This is a genomic window from Streptomyces sp. NPDC043427 (assembly GCF_056436655.1).
This window is the reverse complement of sequence record NZ_JBWKCC010000047.1, coordinates 27,595-50,972: the sequence shown is the minus strand read 5'-3', so window position 1 is coordinate 50,972 and position 23,378 is coordinate 27,595. Positions and strand designations below refer to the sequence as shown.

17 protein-coding genes and 2 CRISPR repeat arrays are annotated in these 23,378 nt (G+C 70.3%); of the genes, 5 read left to right on the top strand and 12 right to left on the bottom strand.

The window, feature by feature from the left end; genetic code table 11:
* Window positions 1-258 precede the first annotated feature (258 nt).
* From AC067M_RS43560 to AC067M_RS43550, 3 genes are read right to left on the bottom strand one after another with little or no spacing between them, the layout of a single operon-like run.
* A complete protein-coding gene (locus AC067M_RS43560) occupies window positions 259-912 on the bottom strand; it encodes a hypothetical protein (RefSeq protein ID WP_478702543.1) in 654 nt (217 codons plus the stop codon).
* A complete protein-coding gene (locus AC067M_RS43555; protein WP_478702542.1) occupies window positions 909-1,433 on the bottom strand; it encodes an RNA polymerase sigma factor in 525 nt (174 codons plus the stop codon). Before AC067M_RS43555 ends, AC067M_RS43560 begins: the two co-directional genes overlap by 4 nt.
* Window positions 1,430-1,684, bottom strand: a complete 255-nt coding sequence (locus AC067M_RS43550; RefSeq protein WP_478702541.1) for a hypothetical protein — start codon at window positions 1,682-1,684, stop codon at window positions 1,430-1,432. The genes AC067M_RS43555 and AC067M_RS43550 overlap by 4 nt, the downstream gene beginning before the upstream one ends.
* Window positions 1,685-2,093: 409 nt before the next feature.
* Here AC067M_RS43550 and AC067M_RS43545 point away from each other — a divergent pair, with 409 nt between their 5' ends.
* From AC067M_RS43545 to AC067M_RS43525, 5 genes are all read left to right on the top strand, one after another.
* A complete protein-coding gene (locus AC067M_RS43545; protein ID WP_478702547.1) occupies window positions 2,094-2,924 on the top strand; it encodes a TnsA-like heteromeric transposase endonuclease subunit in 831 nt (276 codons plus the stop codon).
* A 5-nt stretch (window positions 2,925-2,929) separates the two neighbouring features.
* Window positions 2,930-5,086 (top strand): Mu transposase C-terminal domain-containing protein, encoded by a 2,157-nt coding sequence (locus AC067M_RS43540; RefSeq protein WP_478702540.1) that lies wholly within the window; start codon window positions 2,930-2,932, stop codon window positions 5,084-5,086.
* A gap of 116 nt (window positions 5,087-5,202) precedes the next feature.
* On the top strand, window positions 5,203-6,189 hold the full coding sequence (locus tag AC067M_RS43535) for a TniB family NTP-binding protein (protein WP_478702539.1): 987 nt from the start codon (window positions 5,203-5,205) through the stop codon (window positions 6,187-6,189).
* 490 nt (window positions 6,190-6,679) lie between these two features.
* Entirely contained in the window at window positions 6,680-7,141 is a 462-nt protein-coding gene (locus AC067M_RS43530) for a hypothetical protein (protein WP_478702538.1), read from the top strand.
* A 774-nt stretch (window positions 7,142-7,915) separates the two neighbouring features.
* The gene (locus tag AC067M_RS43525; RefSeq protein ID WP_478702537.1) at window positions 7,916-8,443 is read left to right on the top strand and encodes a helicase associated domain-containing protein; all 528 of its coding nucleotides are present in this window, start codon (window positions 7,916-7,918) and stop codon (window positions 8,441-8,443) included.
* Between the two features lie 233 nt (window positions 8,444-8,676).
* Window positions 8,677-10,902: a CRISPR direct-repeat array (repeat unit 29 nt; unit sequence CGAAGCACCCCCGCGTCGGCGGGGAGGAC).
* A gap of 17 nt (window positions 10,903-10,919) precedes the next feature.
* On the opposite strand, the gene cas2e is transcribed toward AC067M_RS43525, so the two are convergent.
* The 9 genes from cas2e to AC067M_RS43480 all read right to left on the bottom strand — a co-directional run bounded on the left by cas2e (window position 10,920) and on the right by AC067M_RS43480 (window position 21,409).
* A complete protein-coding gene (gene cas2e, locus AC067M_RS43520; RefSeq protein ID WP_478702536.1) occupies window positions 10,920-11,237 on the bottom strand; it encodes a type I-E CRISPR-associated endoribonuclease Cas2e in 318 nt (105 codons plus the stop codon).
* The gene (gene cas1e, locus AC067M_RS43515) at window positions 11,237-12,178 is read right to left on the bottom strand and encodes a type I-E CRISPR-associated endonuclease Cas1e (protein WP_478702546.1); all 942 of its coding nucleotides are present in this window, start codon (window positions 12,176-12,178) and stop codon (window positions 11,237-11,239) included. Before cas1e ends, cas2e begins: the two co-directional genes overlap by 1 nt.
* Before the next feature lie 56 nt (window positions 12,179-12,234).
* A complete protein-coding gene (gene cas6e, locus AC067M_RS43510; protein WP_478702535.1) occupies window positions 12,235-12,885 on the bottom strand; it encodes a type I-E CRISPR-associated protein Cas6/Cse3/CasE in 651 nt (216 codons plus the stop codon).
* Window positions 12,882-13,652 (bottom strand): type I-E CRISPR-associated protein Cas5/CasD, encoded by a 771-nt coding sequence (gene cas5e, locus AC067M_RS43505; protein WP_478702534.1) that lies wholly within the window; start codon window positions 13,650-13,652, stop codon window positions 12,882-12,884. The genes cas6e and cas5e overlap by 4 nt, the downstream gene beginning before the upstream one ends.
* Window positions 13,649-14,776, bottom strand: a complete 1,128-nt coding sequence (cas7e, locus tag AC067M_RS43500; protein ID WP_478702533.1) for a type I-E CRISPR-associated protein Cas7/Cse4/CasC — start codon at window positions 14,774-14,776, stop codon at window positions 13,649-13,651. The genes cas5e and cas7e overlap by 4 nt, the downstream gene beginning before the upstream one ends.
* Window positions 14,773-15,411: a type I-E CRISPR-associated protein Cse2/CasB gene (gene casB, locus AC067M_RS43495; RefSeq protein ID WP_478702532.1), complete on the bottom strand. Its 639-nt coding sequence runs from the start codon at window positions 15,409-15,411 to the stop codon at window positions 14,773-14,775. Before casB ends, cas7e begins: the two co-directional genes overlap by 4 nt.
* A 76-nt stretch (window positions 15,412-15,487) precedes the next feature.
* Window positions 15,488-17,077: a type I-E CRISPR-associated protein Cse1/CasA gene (casA, locus tag AC067M_RS43490; RefSeq protein WP_478702531.1), complete on the bottom strand. Its 1,590-nt coding sequence runs from the start codon at window positions 17,075-17,077 to the stop codon at window positions 15,488-15,490.
* A 618-nt stretch (window positions 17,078-17,695) separates the two neighbouring features.
* Entirely contained in the window at window positions 17,696-20,506 is a 2,811-nt protein-coding gene (cas3, locus tag AC067M_RS43485; RefSeq protein ID WP_478702545.1) for a CRISPR-associated helicase Cas3', read from the bottom strand.
* A gap of 136 nt (window positions 20,507-20,642) precedes the next feature.
* A protein-coding gene (locus AC067M_RS43480; protein WP_478702544.1) for an IS5 family transposase occupies window positions 20,643-21,409 on the bottom strand; the annotation gives its coding sequence in 2 pieces (ribosomal slippage) (window positions 20,643-21,109 and window positions 21,109-21,409; 768 coding nt in all).
* A 180-nt stretch (window positions 21,410-21,589) separates the two neighbouring features.
* Window positions 21,590-22,957: a CRISPR direct-repeat array (repeat unit 29 nt; unit sequence GTCCTCCCCGCCGACGCGGGGGTGCTCCG).
* Between the last annotated feature and the right edge of the window lie 421 nt (window positions 22,958-23,378).

The following is a 23,378-nucleotide window of genomic DNA, read 5'->3' as shown; positions in this document are numbered from 1 at the left end:
GGAGTACCTGGACCACTTCTACATCCACCCGGTCACCCTGGACTTCTCCACCCTGGTGCCCTTCCTGCAGTTCGAGCCCGCGCAGCGGGAGCGGGGGGGGGGGGCCCTCCCCCCCCCCCCCCCCCCCGCCCCCCCCCCCCCCCCACCCCCCCCCCCCCCCCCCCCACTTCAACGAGTCGTCTGACCTTCTAGCGTGAAGGCCTCATGGAGGGCTGGTCTATAGGTCTCCTGTCTGCGGGCATGGTGCGGGCTCTCGTGTCAGCACCGTGGTCCGCCCGTAGTGTGGTCTAGGTGTGCCAGGAAGTCTTCAATCTCGCGCACCAGGGTTTGCGTTCCCTGGGACGGCTCGACTCCAGCTTCCCCCAGAGCGGAGACGACTCTGTCTTTGACAACGTGCATGTCCATGGATCGGCACGCGAAACCACTCACGAACAATGCGAACGCTTCAGCAATGCCTTGTTCCCTTTCTTTTCCTTCCCAACACACCGATAGCCCCTCTTCCCTCTCGGCATCGAGAACAGCGAGATAGTCTTGCGCGTCCTCGTCACCCTTGAGAGCCGCTTTTTCCCACCAGCTTCGCGCCTCAGAATCCCTGTCCAGGAACTCAAGGATTTCTGCTACACGGCGCGTTTCCCGCGGAGTGGCGGAATCATCGACTTCCTTCTTCAGAAGGGTCCGCAACTCGCGGATCACTCCGATTCGATGATTTCCGTTTCCGAGGTATTCCAGGCAGGGGGCGGGGGCCGGGGGCCAGCCCGTGAGCTGGCCCCCCTCCGCCTGGACAGAGTCCTCGCTGATCCGAGGACTCGCGGATACAGCCTGCTCAGATCCTTCGAGCAGCAGCCAAAGAGCGAGGAGCCGGATGGCGCCCCGCTCCTCGGGCTGGTGCGTCCACGTGGACAGGTGCGTCATGCGGTTACCTCCTCGCTGTACTCGTTGATGGACTTTTTCAGGTTGGTGGCGGCGGCTTTGATGTAGCGCTTCACCGACTCCTCCTTGATCTGGAGGCGCTCTGCAACCACTGCAGGGGCGAGGTCCTGCAGAACACACAGGGTGACGACCTCGCGCTGCCGTTCAGGAAGGCCAGCGACCAGTTCGTCGATACCTTCCTTAATCATTTCGTACGCGGCGTCGGGAATTCCGATGCCTGATTCCATTTCGGGCAGTTCATGAACCGGCACCGTGACCATGCGCTTGTTCCGGCGGAACTGGTCGATGACCGCCCGCTTCACCGCAGTACGGCCGTAGGCGGTGAGGGACCCCCGCTGCGCAGAGATCTCTTCCCACCGCCGGTACATGTTCAAGTAGACGTCCTGCACAGCGTCCTGGGCGCTGTGCAGGTCGCCTGCCTCGACCCGGGCCAATCGGGAGAACGCCTCGATGGTCTCGAGGACGAAGAACTCGAAGTCCGCTCCCGGCACGGCCTCGCTCACGCAGCCTCCCGCGTGGCGATGGCCCGGTGGCCCGCCGACTCGGCCGTGTCCTTGCGGAACAGCCACGCCGGCTGCCCCTGCTCGAAGCGGGCCGCGGCGCCGCCGTCGGGCAGGGACTGCGCCATCGCGACCATGGTGGCGCGCTGCTCGCGCTCCGCCTGGGTCTCGATGTACGCCTTCACAAGCATCTCCACGACGCCCCTGACGCGGCGCATCGCGAAGAACAGCAGGACCAGCACGGGAAGTGACACCCCGCCCGCTCCCACCCAGTACGACCAAGTCATCGACCAGGCCTCCCAGTAGTGACGAACTCGTTGATGAAGGCATAAGGCCCTCACCCCTTACACGCCGCTGAGGGCCGGATCCGGATGGCGGACGGCGAGATTTTTTACCAACATCCCCTGCCTCCACGGCCGTCACAGCGTTTCCCCAGGTCACAAGGGACTGTCAGGGCTGGAAAGTCGATGAGGACCGGGAAAGTCCGCGTCGAGTCAAGGTTGTCTCTGTGGCGACGGATGCACGGGCGGTGGGTGGTCCCGAGGGAGGAGCACCGGTGTCCTGACGGGACGGACGCGGGCATGACGGAGCGCCGTTCACCCGTTCGGGTGGCGGATCCGGATCACAGCGTCCAACAGGCCTGTATGTACTTGGCTGTTGAACGTGGAGGGGCACGAGCACAGCAGGCTGGCGCAGCAGGCTGCCGCAGGGGGCGGCGGCGCGGCAATCGAGGCCGTGTTCGCCACGGCCGCCGGGCAGATGACGCAGTTGCCGTGGGATCAGGCGGCGGCGTCGGTGCAGTTCGAGGACTTGGCGCCGGTATCCGCGTTTCCGGTCGTGCCGGGCCGCCGATGGGGGCCGGGCTGGTGGTGGTCGGCGACGACTGCGCGGCATGTCGTGCACGGTTCGGCGGCCATGCGCACTCAGGTGATGGTCCTGGACCGGGACCCGGACGTGACCGGGATGGCGGCACGCCCCGTACGGCTGCTGTGGCGGGACACCGACGGGCGTGTGCGCTCGTGGGTGCCTCAGCTGTTCGCCCGGTACGCCGACGGCACCGGCCTGCTCGCCGACTGCCCCTCCAGCACGACCGCCGGTGGAGACAGGGCGCAGCAGGCGCGGATGGTCCTGGAGGCGGCGTGTGCCCGCGTGGGCTGGTCTTACCGGCGCCTCGAGCCGCCTCCAGCGGTGGTGGCGGCGAATCTGCGGTGGCTGGCCGGCTACCGCCACCCTCGCAATCAGGGCCCGCCCGGGCTGCGGGCCGCGTTGACTGAGGCGTTCGCCGTGCCCCGGCCGCTGGCCGCCGGCGCAGCCGCGGTCGGCGATCCTCTGCGAGTACTGCCGGCTGTCTATCACGCGCTGTGGTGCGGGCATCTGATGGCGCCTCTTGAGGAGCCGCTGCACGAGGAGGCGCTGGTCTGCGCTGACGCAGAACGTAGTGGTGAGGGCGTCGAAAAGCGGCTGGCCGCCGGCGGCAGCCACGAGGAGGGGTGAGCGCAGTGGGCGGCACACACGGTAAGAGCCAGCGGCCGGTGGTGGAGGTCGGCGCGCACGTCGCCTACCGAGGACAGACCTGGCAGGTCGCCGCCCTGCAGGGCCAGCACGTCTACCTGCTGCAGGAGGACGGCACCGAAACGAGCCTGCTGATGGGACGGTTGTTCGCCGATCCGGGTTTCGAAGTGGTGGGAGCACGGACGCCGGACGCGGTGCCGCAATGGGGGCTGTTCGAGACCGTTCCACTGGCGGCCCAGCAGCGGGCGCTGGCCTGGCTGCCCCATATCCGGGAGGTGGAGACCGGCTGGCCGCATCCCGAGGGCAACCGGGACGGTCAGACGATGCGCCCGGAGTACGACCCCGAGCGGTGGACGATGGCGCAGCGGGATGCGGCCAAGACGAAGGAGCTGACGGCGCTCGGCTTCCCTCGGGTGACGCGTACGACGGTGGAGCGGATGCGGCTCGCCTACCGCAAGCAAGGCTTGTGGGGACTGGTCGACAAGCGCACGGTGCCGACACGCGGCCGTCATCCGACGGGATATGCCGACGAGCGGGTCGTGGCCGCGGTCCTGGAGGCGCTGCGGCGCCAGCGGGGCCGGTCGAAGGGGACGGTGAAGGGACTGCAGGTACTGGTCGGGCAGATCCTGGAGGACACGCACGGGCGCGGGGTGGTGGAGATGCCGTCACGGTCGACGTTCTACCGGCTGGTGAGTGTGCTGGCCGACCCGGCCGATCGTCCGGGACGCCCGGCACGCACCGCCACCGCGCCCGCCCGCGTCTCATCGGCGCCGGTAGTGCTGCGGCCCGGGGAGCAGGTGCAGATCGACACCACCCGCCTGGACATCATGGCCGTCCTGGAGGACGGCAGCCTGGGCCGGCCGGAGCTGACCATCGCTGTCGACGTCGCCACCCGTTCCATCCTGGCCGCCGTCCTGCGCCCGCACAGCACCAAAGCCGTCGACGCCGCCCTTCTCCTGGCGGAGATGGCTGTTCCCCACCTGGCCCGGCCGACGTGGCCCGCGGCGCTTCATCTGTCGCACGCGGAGGTGCCGTATCAGCGGATGCTGTCGCTGGACGAACGCCTGGAGGGTGCGGCCGCCCGCCCGGTGATCGTGCCCCAGACGATCGTCGTCGACCGCGGCAAGATCTACCTCTCGCAGGGCTTCGTCGCAGCCTGCGAGACGCTCGGGGTGAGCGTGCAGCCCGCCCCGCCCCGACGTCCGCAGGCCAAGGCCGTGGTGGAGCGCACCTTCCGCGCGATCAACGACCTGTTCTGCCAGCACGTCGCCGGCCACACCGGATCCAACCCCCAGCGCCGCGGCTCCAAGACGGCGGCCGAGGCGCGGTGGACGATCCCGCAGCTGCAGGACTTCCTCGACGAATGGATCACCTGCGGGTGGCAGAACCGGCCTCACGACGGACTGCGCCACCCCGTCCTGCCCAAAACCGCGCTCACGCCGAGCCAGATGTGGGCCGCGCTGGTCACCATCAGCGGATACGTGCCCGTTCCGCTGACCGGGGCGGACTACATCGAACTGCTGCCGGTGCGCTGGCAGCCCATCACCGAACGCGGCATCCGCCTCGACTACCGCACCTACAACCACCCCGTCCTCGACCCCCACCGCGGCCAGCGCTCCGGTATCGCGAGCAAGGACGGCAAATGGGAGGTCCACTACAACCCTCACGACGCCCGCCAGGTCTTCGTCCGCCTCACCGACGGACAGCTCCACGAAATCCCGTGGATCCACCGCGACCACGTCCACCAGCCCTTCAACGACGCCATCTGGCGCCACGTCCAGATCGAGGTCGAACAACGCGGGGACCGCGAGCAGCATGAGGCCGACCTCGCCGACGCCCTCGACCAGCTCCTGCGCCGCACCCACCACCCTGCCGAGACCGAGCAGAAAACCCGCCGTCGGAGAGCCCCCCGCTCCGGAAGTACGACAGCACAGTTGCCCGATCTGCCGGGCCAGCGGCGCCCACTCGACGCAGAGACCGCACCGGCCCCGGCACCGGACTGGAGCGAGAGCCTGGACGACCTCATCAGCGCCGACGCGGCGGCCGAGACCGACATGAGCGAGCCGGAGGGCGCGAGCGTGCTGCCGGCCGAGCCAGGCGGATACGGGCTGTGGGACGCCGAAGCGGAAGCCGAGCAGTGGTGAACACCTCGCCGGGCACGAACGATGCACCGGCCGACGGGTCCCCGTCGACAGCGGACCGCTCTCCCGGTGCCGCGGCAAGCTCCGACGGTGACGCCCCTGATCCGCAGCCGCAGGCAGTGACCACCTGGGACGGCTTCCAGGCCTTCGCCACCACACCCGTGGCGGCTCCTCCCCCACCCGGGGCGCCGCGCCGCAGCCTCGAGGAACGCCTGGCCTACCACTCGCGGTTCGTCACCGTGCGCACCCCCGCCATCGACGCGCTCGCCAAGAACGTGCGCACCCTGATGATCCTCGGCCGCCACCAGACGGTCACCGCACGGCCGTCCCTGATCGTCACCGGCCCCGCCGGCGCCGGCAAAACCACCGCCCTGCTCCAGGTCGGACGCGCCTGCCACCTCGCCCACACCCGCCGCCACGGCGCGGCAGCGGTAGCCGGGCGGGTCCCGGTCGCCTACGTCTTGGTCCCGCCCGCCGCCAGCGCCAAGACCCTGGCCACCGAATTCGCCCGCTACCTCGGCATCCCCGTCGCCGTCGGCATGTCCCAGGCCCAGATCACCAACGCCGTCTGCCACACCTACACGTCTGCCGGAGTCCAGCTGGTGATGATCGACGAGATCCACCGGCTCAACCCCCGCACCACCACCGGCGCCCAGAGTGCCGACCTGATCAAAGACCTCACCGAACGCATCGGCGCCACCTTCGTCTACGCCGGCATCGACGTCACCACCACACCCCTGTTCACCGGGGTGCGCGGCGCCCAGCTCGCCGGACGCGCCTCCCTCGTCGACTGCGCCGCTTTCCCCGCCCGCCTCGGCGACAGCGAACCCTTCCGCGACCTCGTCAAAGCCATGGAAGCCGCGCTCGACCTGCGCCACCACCGGCCCGGGACCCTCCCCCAGCTGGCCCCCTACCTGCACGAGCGCACCGCCGGCCGCATCGGCAGCCTTGCCCGCCTCATCCGCCAGGCCGCCATCACCGCCCTGGTCGACGGCACCGAACGCATCACCAAAACCACACTCGACGCCATCCGCCTCGACCACCTCGCCGAACAGCACTACCAACCCCGCACCCGGCCCCGGAGCCGGAGCACCAGCACCCCGTGAGCCGGACAGACGTCACAGCCCGCGCCGCGGTCGCCGCCGCCCTCGCGCCGCGCGGCGTCCTCACCACAGAGGCATGGCTGCGGACCCCGTCAACAGCACCGGGCGTGTTCCGCGTACGGCCGCTGCCCGGCGAAGCAACCGCCTCATATGTGCAACGCCTCGCCTACAACTACCAGTTGGCGCTGCCCCAGCTTGTCGACGGTGCTGGTATCACCCTCCGCGGCCACGGCACACCGCCAGCGGCCGAACTCCGCCTCAACCACACCGCGGCCCGCCGCCTCGCCGCCCTCGCCCGCATCCCGCTCCCCCACCTGACGCGCGCACTGCCCGCCTCACCCCCAACAACACCGCCTACGACACCGAGGCAGCCGCACACTGGAAACGGCTCGAAGCAGGGCAGCAGCCCGTCCACGCCTGCACCCTGTGCACCCGCCACCGCAGTCACGACGCCACCGACACCGCCTGGGTCCATCGACCGCCGCACCGGCTGGTGTGCCCGCAGCACCACCAAGCAGCCCCCGACCCACGGCTCGCCTCCACCGTCCCCATCCAAGGCGCGCCCGAACTCGCCGCCGCGCACCACGCCCACCAGCGCCTGCTACGACACCCCCGCGCCGCCACCGCCTGGATCACAGCGCACGCCATCACCACACGCTGGTACGACCACCAGCAACACCTCACCCACCGCTGGCACACCCGCCTGACCCAGCTCCACGCGACCAACCCCCACCTCACCACGGCGGGCAGCGCCTCCTCCGCCCTGCTGGCACGCGACCTGGTGATCTATCCGGAAACCGTCACCCTCGCCCGCGCACTCGCCACCCTGCCGAACCGGCCACAGCGCACCACCAACGACGCCCTCTCTCTCATCGCCCGCCGACTCGGCCTCGCCCGCCTGACCCCCAGCGCGAACGACCCACTCCGCGTCTTCCTCATTCACACACGCCACTGACCAGCCAAAACGAACTCCCAGGCCCACAGAGAACGCAGCCGCTCATAGACGCACCACTACATCCACTGGAAACACAAGATCGTTCCCACACAACTACCGGACCGCAGGCCAAGCGCCCGAACAAGCAAACCGAACACACCACCAGGTCACGCCCAGCACGCCTGAACCTGACCGCTCCCCCAGCTCAAAATCCCAACCAAAAGACGGGACACCAGACCAGAACACCCCAGCCCCCTGAAGATCACTGGCCCGTCACACCGGCCCTGGCCCCACCACGACCAACTCGCCGCCCTCGACCCGTGGTGGAACCCACCCTGGCGCGCCACCTGGAACCACAGCTGGCACCAAGCCCACACCCACCACAGCGCCGGCCTAGCCTTCCCCAACCAGACCACCAAATGGATCCGCACCCAACAACGCACCTGGGACCAGCTCCACCCCCACCAACAACACCTGATGACCACCATCGGCATCCACGGCCACGCACCGCTATGGCGCTACAACAGTCGCCCAGTGCACCTGACCGACCAGCCAACAGAACTGATCAACACCCACGAGACAAACCCAGAGCACGAACTCCGCAGTTCACAGGCCCGCCCCGTCGGGGCCCGCAAGCAACGCCAAGCACCTCGCCAGCACCCACCACACCGCCGGACCCAACCAGCCAACTGATCAGCCCAGCTCAACTCTCCGGCCACCGATCAGAAAGAACGAACCACGACACTGCCGGTTCAGTCGGCGGCCGGGGCGCTGTCGGAGGAGCGGCGCGAGCAGTTGGAGGACATCGACCCGTCGTGGTGCCCGGCCTGGCCGGTGGAGTGGCAGCGCGCCTTCCATCTGGTCCGGCAGCACCTGGAGGCTGGCGGCGAGCTGCCGACGGAGCCGGGCATCGTCATGCATCAGGGCGAGGATCTGGGGCGGTGGGTCAGGTCGGTGCGGCTGGGCTGGGACAAGCTCACCACCGTGCAGCAGTGGATGTGTGAGCAGGTCCTCGGGATCGAGCCCGCGGCCGAGGACGAGAAGCCCCAGCCGCGCCGTACGCAGGCCGACAAATGGGCCATGAACTACCAGGCCGCCAAGCAGTACTACGAGCGCGAGAGACACCTTCGAGTACCGAGGCAGCACGTCGAACGGATCGCCGTCCCCAGCGGGGAGGGCAGTCGCGACGGCGAGAGCGGCGGGGACCAGGAGGAACGAGAGATCAAGCTCGGGGCATGGATCGGGAATCAGAGATCCAGAGCTGCGACGCTGTCGCCGGAACGGATCGAACAGCTCTCCGCGATCGGCATGCGCTGGACGTAGGTCCCGACGGTTTGACTCTGGAAGCGCCTCCGAGTCGATCCGTTGGCGAGCAGGCCGCCGCTGGCGCGGCGGCAGGTCGGGCGTGGAAGCACCTCCTCGCACCACAAGGGCTGTGCCCATTACCCGATGAGCCGACAAGCCGTTGAGCTTGGTGTGCACAGTGCGGGGCGGGACACGGAGAAGGCCGGGCCGACCGATGTTGAGTCCGTGGACGTGCTGCCGGCGGGTCCGTGCGAAGCACCCCCGCGTCGGCGGGGAGGACTGCGACACGGCCGCCGACGGCACGGTAACCAGCGAAGCACCCCCGCGTCGGCGGGGAGGACCATGATGCCGATCGCGCCGGTGTCGGCGTTGGCGAAGCACCCCCGCGTCGGCGGGGAGGACTCCGGCATCGAGCCCGGCGCGATGTTGTCGATCGAAGCACCCCCGCGTCGGCGGGGAGGACCGGACGAGATCCTGACCGTCACCGACGAGCTGCGAAGCACCCCCGCGTCGGCGGGGAGGACCCCGACTCCAACCCGGCGCTCCGCTCGCTCGACGAAGCACCCCCGCGTCGGCGGGGAGGACGTTAAAACCACCCACCATCTGAACCTGACTCTCGAAGCACCCCCGCGTCGGCAGGGAGGACGGATTGGGCGGCGATGATCGATGCAGCCGGATCCGAAGCACCCCCGCGTCGGCGGGGAGGACAGGGTCTGGTAGACGGTGGTGACGGTGACGCTCGAAGCACCCCCGCGTCGGCGGGGAGGACAACAGGCCGGCCGCCAGGCGCTCTTCGGCGAGCGAAGCACCCCCGCGTCGGCGGGGAGGACCGCAGGACGCCTCCCGAGGCAAATCCGGACACCGAAGCACCCCCGCGTCGGCGGGGAGGACACGTTGCGCATGCGGGCCTGCGCGGCACGCGACGAAGCACCCCCGCGTCGGCGGGGAGGACGGTGGGTGGGGTGATGCGGCCGGAGGCGATGGCGAAGCACCCCCGCGTCGGCGGGGAGGACACAGTGGCCGAAATACTCGACACCGGTGTGATCGAAGCACCCCCGCGTCGGCGGGGAGGACGGCGGTGTTCTCGTCGTCGACCGTGCGGTTGCCGAAGCACCCCCGCGTCGGCGGGGAGGACGGCGCGGACGGTGCGGTAGGCGATGCGGCGGCCGAAGCACCCCCGCGTCGGCGGGGAGGACAGGTACGCCTGCCACGCCGCCTCGTTTGTCTCCGAAGCACCCCCGCGTCGGCGGGGAGGACGGCCGGTGCCCCGCACGCAGCTCGGGCACGTACGAAGCACCCCCGCGTCGGCGGGGAGGACGCACGCTTTGGGACTGCTCGTCGACACGCTCGCGAAGCACCCCCGCGTCGGCGGGGAGGACGACCTGGTGCAGTCCGCCGGGCAATCCCGCGCCGAAGCACCCCCGCGTCGGCGGGGAGGACCAACGCTCGAACCTCGCCTTCCCGTCCTGGGCCGAAGCACCCCCGCGTCGGCGGGGAGGACTACGGCCATCCTGCGTGACGCGCTCTTACATTCGAAGCACCCCCGCGTCGGCGGGGAGGACAAGGAGCCAGCCGTGACCGCCTTCCTCAGGGCCGAAGCACCCCCGCGTCGGCGGGGAGGACTTCGCCGCCTCGGCGGCCGCGCTGTATCCGGTCGAAGCACCCCCGCGTCGGCGGGGAGGACTCCCGGGCGGCCGAGCCCGATCCCCACTCCTGCGAAGCACCCCCGCGTCGGCGGGGAGGACAGCAGGAGCTGCCGTTCGAGGCCGTGCACCAGCGAAGCACCCCCGCGTCGGCGGGGAGGACTCGCGGTCGATCTCGCCCGCCTCAACCAGGAACGAAGCACCCCCGCGTCGGCGGGGAGGACACGTCGGACGCGAACGCCTTGGCCTCTGCGATCGAAGCACCCCCGCGTCGGCGGGGAGGACGCGATGTCGTGCGCCGACTCGTAGCCGGACAGCGAAGCACCCCCGCGTCGGCGGGGAGGACCTGTTCCAGCAGTCGGCCACCTGCCGCAGCAGCGAAGCACCCCCGCGTCGGCGGGGAGGACTGAACCGCATGACGCAGAAGACACCGGCCGAACGAAGCACCCCCGCGTCGGCGGGGAGGACGCTCTCTTCGGCCCTCCAAATCCCATCAGCCCCGAAGCACCCCCGCGTCGGCGGGGAGGACTTAGACGGGCACGAGTGGCTATCTCCAGTTAACGAAGCACCCCCGCGTCGGCGGGGAGGACGGGAAGGCGCTGGTACCGCCGGACCCCGGGGACGAAGCACCCCCGCGTCGGCGGGGAGGACGTCCAGGCTGTGGTTCACGGCCGCCACTCATCCGAAGCACCCCCGCGTCGGCGGGGAGGACGCCACTGTGTACGCCGCCGTCATCCCCCCGGTCGAAGCACCCCCGCGTCGGCGGGGAGGACTGCCGCCCCTCGCGCTCGCCGCGGTTCTCGTCCGAAGCACCCCCGCGTCGGCGGGGAGGACCCTTTGCGACCTGCGACTTATGAAGGGCTTTGCTGGTTCTTTGCCGGAGTCATGGCTCTCATGCGGATGAGGGTGAGGCCGTCGAAGTCTTCGGGGACGCGGCGGCGGGTTCCTGCGGTGCGGATGGCGTAGCCCTGTTCTGTGGGTGCTGGGTGGATGAGGACGGCTGCTCCGTTGCCGACGGTTTCGGTGACAGCTTGCCAGAGGTGGTCGCGTACGCGGGCGGAGACGGATCCGACGAAGATGCCTGGTACTACTTCGCTGGTCCACCGGCTCAGGGCGCCGCGCAGGTGGTCGGGGACCGCGGTGGTGGCGATCACCAGCATGGACGGCATCAGGCACCGCCCGATGCGTAGTTGACGCCGGCTGGCAGGGTGCCTGCCTTGGGGTCCCACAGGTGGACCATCTCGACGTCGCGCCGCTCGCAGCGGCTCTCACCATGTGGGTCGGCGTCGGCCTGTGCTGGTGTCATCAGGGCCTGGACGTCGTGGACGATGCGGGGCAACAGTCGCAGGAGGCGGAGGTCTTCGCGGAAGCGGCGGCGGGCTTCCTGTTCGGGGTTGGCGGACTGGTGCAGGGCGAAGGCGAGGGGCAGGGTGGTTTCTGCTTTGTAGAGGTCGGCGATGTCGTAGACGAAGGCGTGCTGGGTGCCGGCGTGGACGAAGCCGAGGGCGGGTGACAGGCCCAGGGCGAGCACGGCTGCGTGGACGATGCCGTACAGGCAGGTGTTGGCGGCGGACAGGGCGAGGTTGACGGGGTCTTGGGCGTGCCACTGGTCGGGGTGGTAGGTGCGGCGGAAGCGGCCGATGCCGTGCTGTTGGGCGAGGATCTTGTAGAGGGCTTTCATGCGCTGGCCCTCCATGCCGCGCAACTGCTCCAGGGTGACGGCGTCGGGGAGTTCGGTATCGTCGAAGCGCATGCCGTACATGCGTTTGGCGATGTCGAGGCGCCGGGCGGGATCGGCCCAGGCCGTGACCTGCTGTTCGAGCCAGTGGGTGGTCAGGGAGTCGGGCAGGATGCCGGCGTAGGCGCGGACGCCTCCCGCTCCGGTGCAGACCACGCTGGTGCCGTGGCGCGCGAGCGTGGTCAGGGCGGGGGTGGTGATGGACACGCCCGGGCCGAGCAGGAGGCAGGACAGCGCGGCGGTGGGGAGGTAAACCAGGTCGGTCCGGTCGTCTCCGGCCTGGATCTGTGCGCACACGCCGGTGTCGTCCTGAACGACGCGGACCATGTCCAGGTAGAGGAACGACAGGGAGTCGGCGACGCGGGGCAGCATGGCCAGCGTGGGCGCGGCCAGGCGTCGGCGTGCCTGGCTGCCCTTGTCCAGAGCGCTCACGGCGCGCTGGCCGGGGCGAGGCTGAGCAGGCCGGCGCCGTAGGACTTGCCGCGGCCGATGCCGTTCAGGACGGCCTGTGCCAGGGCGTCGGGGTCGGTGACGGTGGCGGTGCCGTCGTAGCGGATCAGGGTGTGCCGCATCGGCGGGGCCTGTTGGCCCTGGGGGCGTGCGGGGGGCTGGTTGGTGGGGGTCAGGACGTGGAGGTGCAGGCCGGCGTCGGCGGCGCGGCGAAGCCACCATTGGTCGGCTTCCGCCCCGGAGAGCGGGAGCACTCTGCCGCGTTTGTTCTTCTGGTCGAGCGGGAGGCGTTCGCGTTTGGCTGGGTTGAGGACGATGCGGTAGCGGACAGCGAGCCCTTTGCGCAGCGCGGTGAACATGGGCACCAGGTTTTTGATCTCGGCGTGGCCGTAGTCGGCGGGCAGCAGCGCCGGGTCGAGGTGGGCGGCCTGGACGAGGAGGGTGCTGGAGGTGTCGGTCTCCTCCAGCCGGTAGAGCAGTCCGGCTTTCAGGCGCGGCGAGTCGCCCAGGTTGTCGGGGACCATGCGCATCACGGTGCGGTGCATCTGGGTGGCGTCGCGCAGGTCGCGGTGCACTGCGCGGTGGTGGGGGTTGAGGCGGATGCGGGCGAGGACCGGGTAGTCGTTCATGCGCTTTCCTCGGTGTGGGCGTAGTCGATCAGTCGCCGCATCAGGGTGTGCTGGGGGCCGGTCAGGGTCTGGGGCAGTTGCTCCACGCTGCGGTACAGGCGGCGCATGCGGTGGCTGCGGCCGTGCGGGGAGAAGCTGACCGGGATGTCGTTGACGTCGAGGGTGTCGGCCCCGGGACCGCTCTGTGCGGGCGGCGGGTCTTCGCGCAGGAACTCCACGTCGACGGTGTCGTCTCTTCGGCCGGCGGGGACGGTGCGGCTGAGGGGGACTTCGCGGCGCAGTTCGGCTTCGGGGTCGTCGACGTGGGTGCGCAGCACGAACGGCTCGTCCGGCACGCAGGAGCGGCGGCCCAGGTAGGGGGCCCAGTGTGGGCGGCGCAGCGCTCGGGCCAGCTGGGTGAGGGTCTGGTCGGGGCCGGACACGGCGACGACGAAGACGGCGTCGGCCAGGTAGTGGCGCCGGGTGATGACGGCGGCGCCCTTGTTGCTGCCGCCGCTGGTGGCGGCGGTGCGTGGTTTGGGCAGGCCGCCTCCGACGGTGTGGTAGTCGATGAGCCGTACGCCGGGGCGGTCGACGCGGACGGTGAGGCGCAGGTGGTCGTAGCGGTCGGGGAGGGCGTCGTCGCGGGCGATGCCCTCCGCGGCGGCGAACAGTCCGATGAGGGCGGAGCGGGTGGGGAAGGGGGCGGTGTCTCGCACGGGGGTGAACGCGGAGCGTTCTCCCCACGACTGCAGGGGGCCGGCCAGGCGCAGCAGAATTCCGCTCACTGCTGTTCTCCGGACTGGGGCAGGGCTGCTTCGAGGGAGGCTTCGATCAGCTCGTCGTAGGAGTCGTGCTCTTGGCCGAGGCCGGTGAGGCGTTCGTCGGGGGCGATGGTGGCGTGGCCGTGGAAGCGGCGGCTGCGGTCGCCGGTGAGCCGGTTGATCTCGTGGGCGTAGGCGGCGAGCGCTTGGCGGGAGGTGGTGGAGAAGCCGCCTCGGGGGTCGGCGGTCACGGGGGTCTCGAACGCTGCGGCCAGGGAGAGCGGGCGGTGTTCGCGCACCGCCAGGTAGGCCAGGTCGGGCAGGGTGTGTGGGGCGGTGCTGTTTTTCTTGGCCTGGGGCAGGGAGAGCAGGAAGTGCTCAGCGAAGGAGGCGAGGACGGTGTGGGCGGCTTTGGTGTCGCCTTCCAGGTTCTTGACCAGGTCGGTGATGTTGACGGTGGCGTAGCGGTAGAAGACGCCGGCGCTGAACTCGGCGGTATCCAGGTGGCCGCTTCCGCTCTCGGCCTCGCCCAGCCAGTCGTCGACGGCGGTGAAGTAGTCACGCTGCGGTTCGGCGGTGTGGGTGGTGAAGGCGTGGGCGACTTGGGCGGCGCCGTCGACGTTGGCGTCGGGCAGTTCTGCCAGCATCCGTCCCAGCAGGCTGATGGAGGCGGTGCGCCGCTTGAGGATCTCCTCGATGCGGGCGGGGGGCAGCAGCTGTCCGGGCTTCTTGCTGCCCTGTCCCTTCTCCAGCGCCTCGCGGTGCTCGGCGCACACCGCGGCCAGCTCGTCGATGGCGGCTTCGGGCAGGAACAGCAGGACGGAGGTGTGCCCTTCTTTCTCGGTGCCGATGCCTTTCTTCCCGGCGCTGGCGGCGACCTGCGCACCGGCGAACTCCGCCAGGTCGGCGGGCCAGCCGGCCTTCTCCAGGGCCTGCTTGACCTTGACGGGCACCATGCGGGTGCGTGCGGCCTTCTCGCCCAGGTCCTGCTCGACGCCGTGGCGGATGACCCGCTTCCAGGACTGGCTGGAGACCCGGATGCGGGGGACGTTGCCGTAGCGGACCTGCTTGGGGGAGCCGAGATCGTCCCGGTTGAGGTTCGCGGCCGGCACCGACTGCAGGGTGCTCAGGTCCAGGTAGAGGGTCATCGCTGGGTCTCCTCGGTCAGGTCGGGGGGTTCGGTGCCCTCGGTGTCGGGCGTGGTTTCGGCGGTGGTGATACGGAAGTAGCTTTCGAGCCAGGCGGTGGCGATGCGGTCGCGGTCGCGGTTCCACCAGGTGAGGTCTTGCAGGAGGACCGCCCAGTCCAGGGGGGTGCCGCCGTTGAGTAGCTGTCGGGTCAGGGCGGGCAGGCCCGGGTGGATGGCGTCGGCGGACTGCCGTGCCATCAGATGCAGGGCACTTTCGGCGGTTGCCGGTTTCAGGACGCCTTTGGTGACGGCCTGTCCAAGACAGGCTCCGAGGTTGGCGCGGGCGCGCCGGGCGGCAGCGCCTTCACCGTCCGCCGCGCCAGGGGCGGGCAGGTCGCGGGCGGTGCGCGGGCGGGCGGCGATCAGCGCGGCCACCGCGTAGTGGGCGCGTTTGGCGTCTGGGTGTGCCTCAGCGGTCCACGGCACGAGGTAGCGGTGCAGGTAGTTGCAGCGCTCGACGGGCAGGCCGAGTCCGCGGCGCAGTTCGGCTCGTGTCCGCTTGGATTCGCACAGGTCGAACACGTAGGCCACGAAGCGGTCGGAAGAGTAGGGGGGTTTCTTCGGCGTCGCGGGCGCCGGAGGGGAGAAGGTCATGGCACATCCCTGGTGAAGCGCGGGCGGAAACAAAACGGGGGGGGGCGGCCGGTGTCGCGGCGCTGGGGCGGCCGGATCAGGCCGCGTGCGGGGCGGGCAGCAGGGCAAGCACAAGAGCGCGGGCGCGGGCGCGGGCCCGCGCCACCCGGATGTCGGCGCGGTTGGCCTGGCCGATCGCCTCGTTCAGTGCGGCCAGTGCCGCCCGGACGAACGGCCGCTCGATGGCGGCTGTGGTCTGCTCCGGTGCGGCCAGCCGCCAGAACTCGTCTTCCGCGCACGGCCAGTAGCGGGCCAGCGCTGCCGATGCCCAGGGTCCGGGCTTGCGCTGGTCGATTCTGACCTTGGCTTTGGGGGAAGGGTCGGCTTGTGCGTCGGTGGCGAGCCGCCAGGCGACCTTCGCGGCGAACTCGAGGCGGGACGCGGTGTCCTCGGCCGCGCGGTGACAGCGGCTGATGTGATGGGCTATGGCCGGATCCGACTCCTCCTGCCACTGCAGCACGGGCGGAGTCGTCGCCTGGAACCAGACGCTGTCTTTTTGCTGGCCGTCCTGCTCGAACCCGTAAGCCCGCACCCGCAGGGAAGGCAGCAGCTGCTTGGGCAGGTCCTCCAGGCACGGCGGCCGCTGCGCGTCGTGCGCGCTGTCTTTGAGGAGCAGGGAGTCCACATCCCGCCACAGCGCCCGCGCGCCGTCGGCTTCCCGCGGCTGGAACGCGTCGTCCTTGCGGCGGTCGAGGATTTGGTAGGGATCACGCACCTGCGGGGCGGGCTCGTGCGTCGACCAGGTCAGGTAGGCGTCGGTCACCGACCGGCCGTCGAGCGAGGGAACAAGCAGCGCTGCGTGGCGGGACCGGCCCGTCAGCAACCGGCCCGGCCACGTGATGGCGGCAACAGGCTCCAGCGGAGCGTTCAGCTCCTCCTCCCACGGGCAGGCATCTGCCGCTTCCCAGTCCGCCTCGACCTGCGGGCCGGGTACGGCCAGCACCAGCGTGGTGAACAGCTGTGGCGCCCACGCGAAGTAGGACACGGACTTCCGCAACGGCGCCGCATCCCCGCTGCCCGTGCGCACAGTAGTGATTCGCCGCGGTGTGCACTGGCCGGCGGGGCCGAAGTACAACTGGGCGATCAGGTGCCACACCGCCTCATGGGCGGGCACCTCGACCGGTGAGGTGTCCGTGAAGTGCCCGAACAGCACCGCGCCGTTGACGCCCGTCGGCCGCCCCAGCACCAGCTTGTTCACTCCGGACGGATTGGGTGCCCCGTTCGCGTCCACGCACTCGGCGGCCAGCCGCGGATCCTGCAGAAACGGCCGCTGCTGATCGAACAGATCGAACCGGCCCGCCGGCACCCGACGGTCGAAGTAGGCATTCACCGCTTCGGGATCGAACCGGCCGCGCTTGAGGATCCGCCGGCGCAACGCGTGCCAGTCCTCGATGTCCTCCGCGACACCCGTATCGTCCAGGCGCACCCCTGCGTCCTGGGCGATCCTCGCGGTCATCGCGGCCAGGATCCGCAGCAGACCCGCCGCTGCCGGCGGCACCGGCAGCTCCACATCCGCGATCTCATGCGCCCGCTGGAACAGCTCCCGCAGGCCCAGCCGCACCGACTCACCCGTCAGCAACCGCACCGGAATCCACGGCTCGTCCCGCAGATCGAACCCCCCACTCACATCCTCACCCCTTCGCAATGAACGCGGCTCAGCGCAACGCCGCGGCATGGCAACCGGCCCCCCAGGCCAATCTCCGGCGTCGTGGCCGACATTGAAGCACCCACCACTGACAACGGCCCTCAAAACGGCCGGAACGCGGACCTGCAGAGCACCATCGGGGCCACCTCGCGGGGAAATGGTGAAGGTGGAGGGGCAGGGGTGGTATGGAGGGGAAGTGGGGAGGTTGCGGAAGAGTGCACTGGAGCGGTACCTGACAGCACGGTACGTCGCGTCACGTCAGATTCACGGGGCGAGCGTTGAGGGGAGACGTGCAGCAGTCCGTCTTTGCCGACCCCCGTGGAGCCAGGCTGGGCCGTGGCCGTGGTTATCGCCATCATCGTGATCGGGCTGCGTCCGGATGCGCCCGCCGTCGGAGCGTGCGGCACCGTGCTCGTTGCCGCAGCTGAGGCGCACTGTCGTCTGACCGGTTAGCCTTCATGCCAGTCGGCCGGCCACCGCGCTGACAAAGCCCGCTCCCCGCCGTGGTGGGGGTGTTTCAGTGGACGGGCACGGGCGGCTCTGCCCTGGAAATCATTCCTCGCCGATGCGGGGGCGCCGGGCAGAGGTCGGCCGCGCGGCTCAGCGCCGTACGAGCCCGAGATCCTCGTCCAGGTGCAGAGTCTTGCCGCCGACGGCCACCGCGTGGACGGTTCCGTGATCGACCAGCTGGTACAGCACCCGGACCTCTGCCAGCATCGGATGCTCCGCCCACGACGGCGGAGGATCGAGGGTCTGGGCGTCCTCAGCGTGGAACCAGTCGGCGCTCACCGGGACCGTGCGCCGCATCACCGCCCGCACCGCGGTGGCGGGCATCTTGTGTCCCGCGCCCGGGTCGGGGACCGGTTCAGCGCCCGCACGGTCGAGCGTCCTTCGCCCGTCGGCGTGCACGTATGCGCACAGCAGCCGCACCGATTTGGCTCCCAGGCGGGTGGCGGTCTCCCACTCGTCCTCCTCGCCCGGCAGACCGTGCAGGGTATGCAGGCCCCGCACGCTGCGCGCCCGGCAGATGGCCACTAGGCCAGCCTGCCCGCGCTGCGCCAGCTGTGTGCCCTGATGAGCGGTCCAGGCCGTCGCGCGCCGGCTGTCGAACGCATCCCAGTCGAAGGACTCCGCCTTGGTTCCGTGCACCGCCTCGACCAGCTCCTGCACGTCGTCGGGAATCGAGACCGCTCCAGCGGTGAGCTCGCTCAGCTTCACGGAGGTCCGATCGAGCAGGAACTCGGAGTAGACCTCGCCCCACTGCCGGGGCACGGCCCCGTCCTCAGCCAGCGGGTCGAGCACGACCAGGCGCGGCGCCCGCGCCCCGCCGGCGCGGCCGCGGCCGCCGGGATAGCCGTGGCGGGCCCACCAGTGCTCATGCCGCCAGCACCGGCCGGCCCGCTGCAGCAGCAGGGACAGTGGGGCAAGGTCACTGATGACAAGGTCGGCGTCCAGGTCGAGGGACTGCTCGACGACCTGCGTGGCCACCACGATCCGGCGCGCCGGCCGCGGTCCGGTGCGGCCCATCCCCTGGGTGACCTCGCCGGTCCGTGCTTCGCGCACGTCGCCGGGGAAGCGGGCGTGCAGCAACTGCACCATCCCCGCCTCGGCATGGGAGCGGTCGTCGAAGCGTGTGCGCAGGCTGAGGTAGGTCTCCTGCGCGTCACCGACGGTGTTGCACACCACCAAGGCGGTGCCGCCCTCGCCTGCGGCCACCGGTTCCACCAGTCGCTCGATCACCGCCAGACGGTCACGGGCCGCGCCCGCACCGCGCACCACCGGCTCCACGACGACGCGCAGCTCCATGCTGCGCTCACTGGCCTGCTCCAGGCGCCGCGTCGGCGAGATCTGCGTCGCGCGGGCGCTGGCGCCGTCCACATACAGCCAGCCCGGATATGGGGCCGGGAACGTCCGCTCGCCCAGGCTGTCCCGCCGGTGCCCGGCGCCCTGCAGATACTCCTTGATCAGCCGGTCACTGACCGAAGCGGGCAGCGTGGCCGACAGCAGGACGACCGGGACACCGTAGGCGCCCAGCCAGTTCAGCAGCCGGCCCAGCAACACCTGCATGTAGGCGTCGTAGGCGTGCGCCTCGTCCACGATGAACGTCTTGCCCGACAGCGCCAGCAACCGCAAAGCGTTGTGCCGCACCGGCAGCACCGACATCAGCGCCTGGTCCACCGTGCCCACCGCGAACTGCGCCAGCAGCGGACGCTTGGAGCCGCGCAGCCACTGCCGCGGCCGCATATCGGCCTGCGCCCGCCGCCTCCGCGGGCCGGCCTCGTCCGCGTCACAGGTCACCACCTGCTGACCCGCCTCCAACGTCTCATCCGTATACGCGCTGTTCAGCCAGGCCATGCTGTGCACCAGCGTCAGGCCCGCCCCCTCGCCGGACTGCCGCGCCAGCGCCTGCGCGACCCGCCCGTACATTTGGTCGCTAGTCGCCATCGTCGGCAGCAGGAACGCGAACCCGTGCGTGCCGAACACACCCGAGAGCACCCGCTCCGCCTCCAGAGCGGCCTCGCTCTTGCCGTCCCCCGGAGCAGCCGTCACCAGCAAAATCCCGCCCCGGCCCCCCGCCCCCGCCGCCGCGGGCAGCTCCTGCATGACCGAGCGCTGCAGCGCGTTGGGCTGCCCGTCGATCCCGTACGCCTCGGCGAAGCCCCGGCGTCGCAGCCCCACCGGCGCCAGCCCGGCATCGGCCAGCAGCCCTGCCGCATCCGCACACGAACGCGCGAAATGCGCCGCCAGCGACACCTCCAGACTTCTCTGCCGGCCCCGCAGATAGTCGGCCTGGCTGACCAGCCAGTCCGCGAGGATGACCACCCCCGTCACCAGCACCCCGGCAGCCGCCTTGAACGACTCCGGCGCCTCGGGAGAACCCAGCAGGCCGTGCACCGCCGACGCATGCGCCGCACGCTGCCGCGCCCAGACTGGCCCGCCCAGAAACGGCGAGCCGCCCCCGCCCTCGTCGCGATGGAAACGGCCGTGATGCCCCCCGACGATCTCCGCGACCCGCTCCGCCGCCGCCGTCTCCCCATCGGCGTCGAAGCCCAAGACCGCCAACACGTCCGCGGTCGCCCGCATCCCGGCCACGTCATGACCCAACCGCTCCGAGCCCACCCTCCCGGCGTCCTCGCGCAACGACGCGGTAAGACGCTCACCGCCGTGCCGGGAACAGAACTGAAAATGCGAGACCTTGCCGATGTCGTGCAGCCCCGCGCACAACCCCACCACCGCCCGTGCCCTGCCCGGCTCGGCAGCCAGGCCCAGCCCCTCCGCGATGCTCAGCCGCTGATTTCCCGACAAATACACGTCCCACAAGTGCAGCGCCATAGCAGCCGCATCGAGAAGATGCCTCACCAGCGGATACGGCGGAAGCCCCGGATCCAACCCACGCGACTTCCCCCACACCGACTCATCCAGCCCCTCTCCCCCCACCCGCGACACGACCCACCCCTCCCCACCCGCCCACCGTCCTGACGAACCACGGATCCAACCACACGCCACCGACACCGCCCCCACACACCACAACGACTAAGACCGTGTCCTACATGGTCAGTTTGAGGAGCCGTTTGTAGCAGCAGAGTGCAGCTGCCAGTCCGAGAAAGGCCAGGTAATTGCGGGGGCGCCGTTCGTAGCGCTGGTTGAGGCGCCGGTATCCGGTCAGCCAGGACATGGTGCGTTCGATGACCCACCTGCGTCGGCCGAGCCGCTCGCTGGAGTCGATGCCTTTGCGGGCGATGCGGACACCGATGCGCTTGCCCCAAAGCCATCGCCGCAGGTGAGGGACGTCGTACGCCTTGTCCGCGTGAAGCCGCACAGGCTTGGAATCGGTCGCGTGGGATTCGTGTCCCATGTGGAAATGGGACAGCATCGGCTTCAGGGCGAGGCTGTCGTGAGTGTTGGCCGCGGAGAGGCCGACGCGTAGAGGCAGTCCGTTCGCGTCGGACAGGACGTGCATCTTGGAACCGGGCTTACCCCGGTCCACGGGCGACGGACCTGCAAGTTCGCCCCTTTTTTAGCGCGGACGTGAGCGGAGTCGAGGACAGCGCGCGACAGGTCGACGAGGTTCTGGCCGTCCAGGAACTCGAGCACCTTCTGGTGCAGTCGTCCCCACACACCGGCCCGGGACCAGATAAGAAACCGGCGGTGCACGGTCGACTTGGACGCCCCGAAGCACGGCGGCAACGCCCGCCAGGAACAGCCACTGACCAGCACATAGATGATCGCGGCGAACACAGCCTCGTCATCGATGTTCGCGACTCCGCCGCCCTGCGGACGCACCCGCGCCGGCGGCAACAATGGCTCGGCGATCTCTCATAAGCCATCCGGCACGATCCATCCCCACCGCCCACTCCCCATAACCGAACCAACGACCAACTGACCATGGAGGACACGGTCTAAAGTCATCACGTGACCCGCCCACCCCGCCGCCCCACACCCAACAAATCGGCAAAGCGACTGCAAAGCCACCACTGAACCGCAGGTCAGAAAGTCCTCCCCGCCGACGCGGGGGTGCTCCGCACTAACTCGCTGCGGCTGTCTGATCGGACCGGTCCTCCCCGCCGACGCGGGGGTGCTCCGACCATCACGGCCCACCCGCCCCGGCGCCCGTCGTCCTCCCCGCCGACGCGGGGGTGCTCCGATAGCCACTCGTGCCCGTCTAACGGCCTCAACGTCCTCCCCGCCGACGCGGGGGTGCTCCGGTGAAGGTGGGGATCGAGTCCGACGCTGCCCAGTCCTCCCCGCCGACGCGGGGGTGCTCCGACGTTCGAGCCGTCGGTGGGGGCCGCGGTACCGTCCTCCCCGCCGACGCGGGGGTGCTCCGCGGTTTCCGGCCCCGGAGGGTCTTCCGGCAGCGTCCTCCCCGCCGACGCGGGGGTGCTCCGGTGACCAGGTAGGCGGTCCCGCCCCGGCGGATGTCCTCCCCGCCGACGCGGGGGTGCTCCGCCGGGGAAGCCGACCTGAAGGCCGGAGAACAAGTCCTCCCCGCCGACGCGGGGGTGCTCCGTCGGTCATCACCCCGAAGCCGGAGTCGCCGGCGTCCTCCCCGCCGACGCGGGGGTGCTCCGGCCCACGACTACAACCTGATCATCAAGGGGATGTCCTCCCCGCCGACGCGGGGGTGCTCCGCCTGAAAGGCAGCAGCTACATGGCATTGACCCGTCCTCCCCGCCGACGCGGGGGTGCTCCGTACGAGGCGGCCGTGTCCGGCCGCCGTGCGATGTCCTCCCCGCCGACGCGGGGGTGCTCCGCCGGCCCGCCGGATCCTGGAGTCGTTTCCCGCGTCCTCCCCGCCGACGCGGGGGTGCTCCGGCGCGGACGACCCGCAACAAGGCCCGCACCGCGTCCTCCCCGCCGACGCGGGGGTGCTCCCCGTCGAACGCGCCGAGCTGCTCGGGCTTGACCGTCCTCCCCGCCGACGCGGGGGTGCTCCGCCCTCGCCGCCGAATGCGCCCAGCACGCCGGAGTCCTCCCCGCCGACGCGGGGGTGCTCCGACTCAGCGCATGACGACCTTCCCGGAACTGCTGTCCTCCCCGCCGACGCGGGGGTGCTCCGTCGGTTTGAGAGCACTGGTTCGTGGTTGCGGCGTCCTCCCCGCCGACGCGGGGGTGCTCCGCTCGACGGGTCGACGGCGGACTGGTATCCGGTGTCCTCCCCGCCGACGCGGGGGTGCTCCGCTGGATCCGACCGGTATCAAACTCGGGCACTTGTCCTCCCCGCCGACGCGGGGGTGCTCCGCAGCGACCCGGCGAGTTCGGCCCGGACACGTCCTCCCCGCCGACGCGGGGGTGCTTCATCGCCCACCTTCGCCATGAGGACGCTGGGCGAGTCCTCCCCGCCGACGCGGGGGTGCTCCGTTGTTGCTGCTGGCTGACCGGCCCCGACGAGCTGTGATGCGGATCACATGAAGACTCGGGGGGTGCGTTGTCGGATCGGGTCCGTGCCGAGACCGAGAAGAGAAGGATTTTCACCGACGAGGAGGCACCCATTGCCACTGAGGACGCGACGCTCAGTTACACCATGGTCGAGGATGACTGCTCCGTCCAGACCGATCTGGCGGAGCGGATCAGCCAGTTCAACTACGAGTCGGATACCGGCGCGGCGGTCATCGCCTTGTTCCCGGCCCAATGGAGCGGGAGCGCCGGCGATACCGTGACTCTCCGGGAGGACGGGAGCATCGCCCTCGACGTGGACGGCACGTTCGACCTGCCGGAGCCGTTCGACCGTGTCGCCCCTCCCATGCTGATCACCACCACGACCGGTATGGCGGTACTCAGG

Excerpts from the sequence above, each read along its gene's own strand:
- AC067M_RS43560 (WP_478702543.1), bottom strand. The coding sequence starts at position 912 with ATGACGCACCTGTCCACGTGGACGCACCAGCCCGAGGAGCGGGGCGCC.
- cas2e (WP_478702536.1), bottom strand. The coding sequence starts at position 11,237 with ATGCCGTCCATGCTGGTGATCGCCACCACCGCGGTCCCCGACCACCTG.
- cas1e (WP_478702546.1), bottom strand. The coding sequence starts at position 12,178 with ATGCTGCCCCGCGTCGCCGACTCCCTGTCGTTCCTCTACCTGGACATG.
- cas6e (WP_478702535.1), bottom strand. The coding sequence starts at position 12,885 with ATGAACGACTACCCGGTCCTCGCCCGCATCCGCCTCAACCCCCACCAC.
- cas7e (WP_478702533.1), bottom strand. The coding sequence starts at position 14,776 with ATGACCCTCTACCTGGACCTGAGCACCCTGCAGTCGGTGCCGGCCGCG.
- casB (WP_478702532.1), bottom strand. The coding sequence starts at position 15,411 with ATGACCTTCTCCCCTCCGGCGCCCGCGACGCCGAAGAAACCCCCCTAC.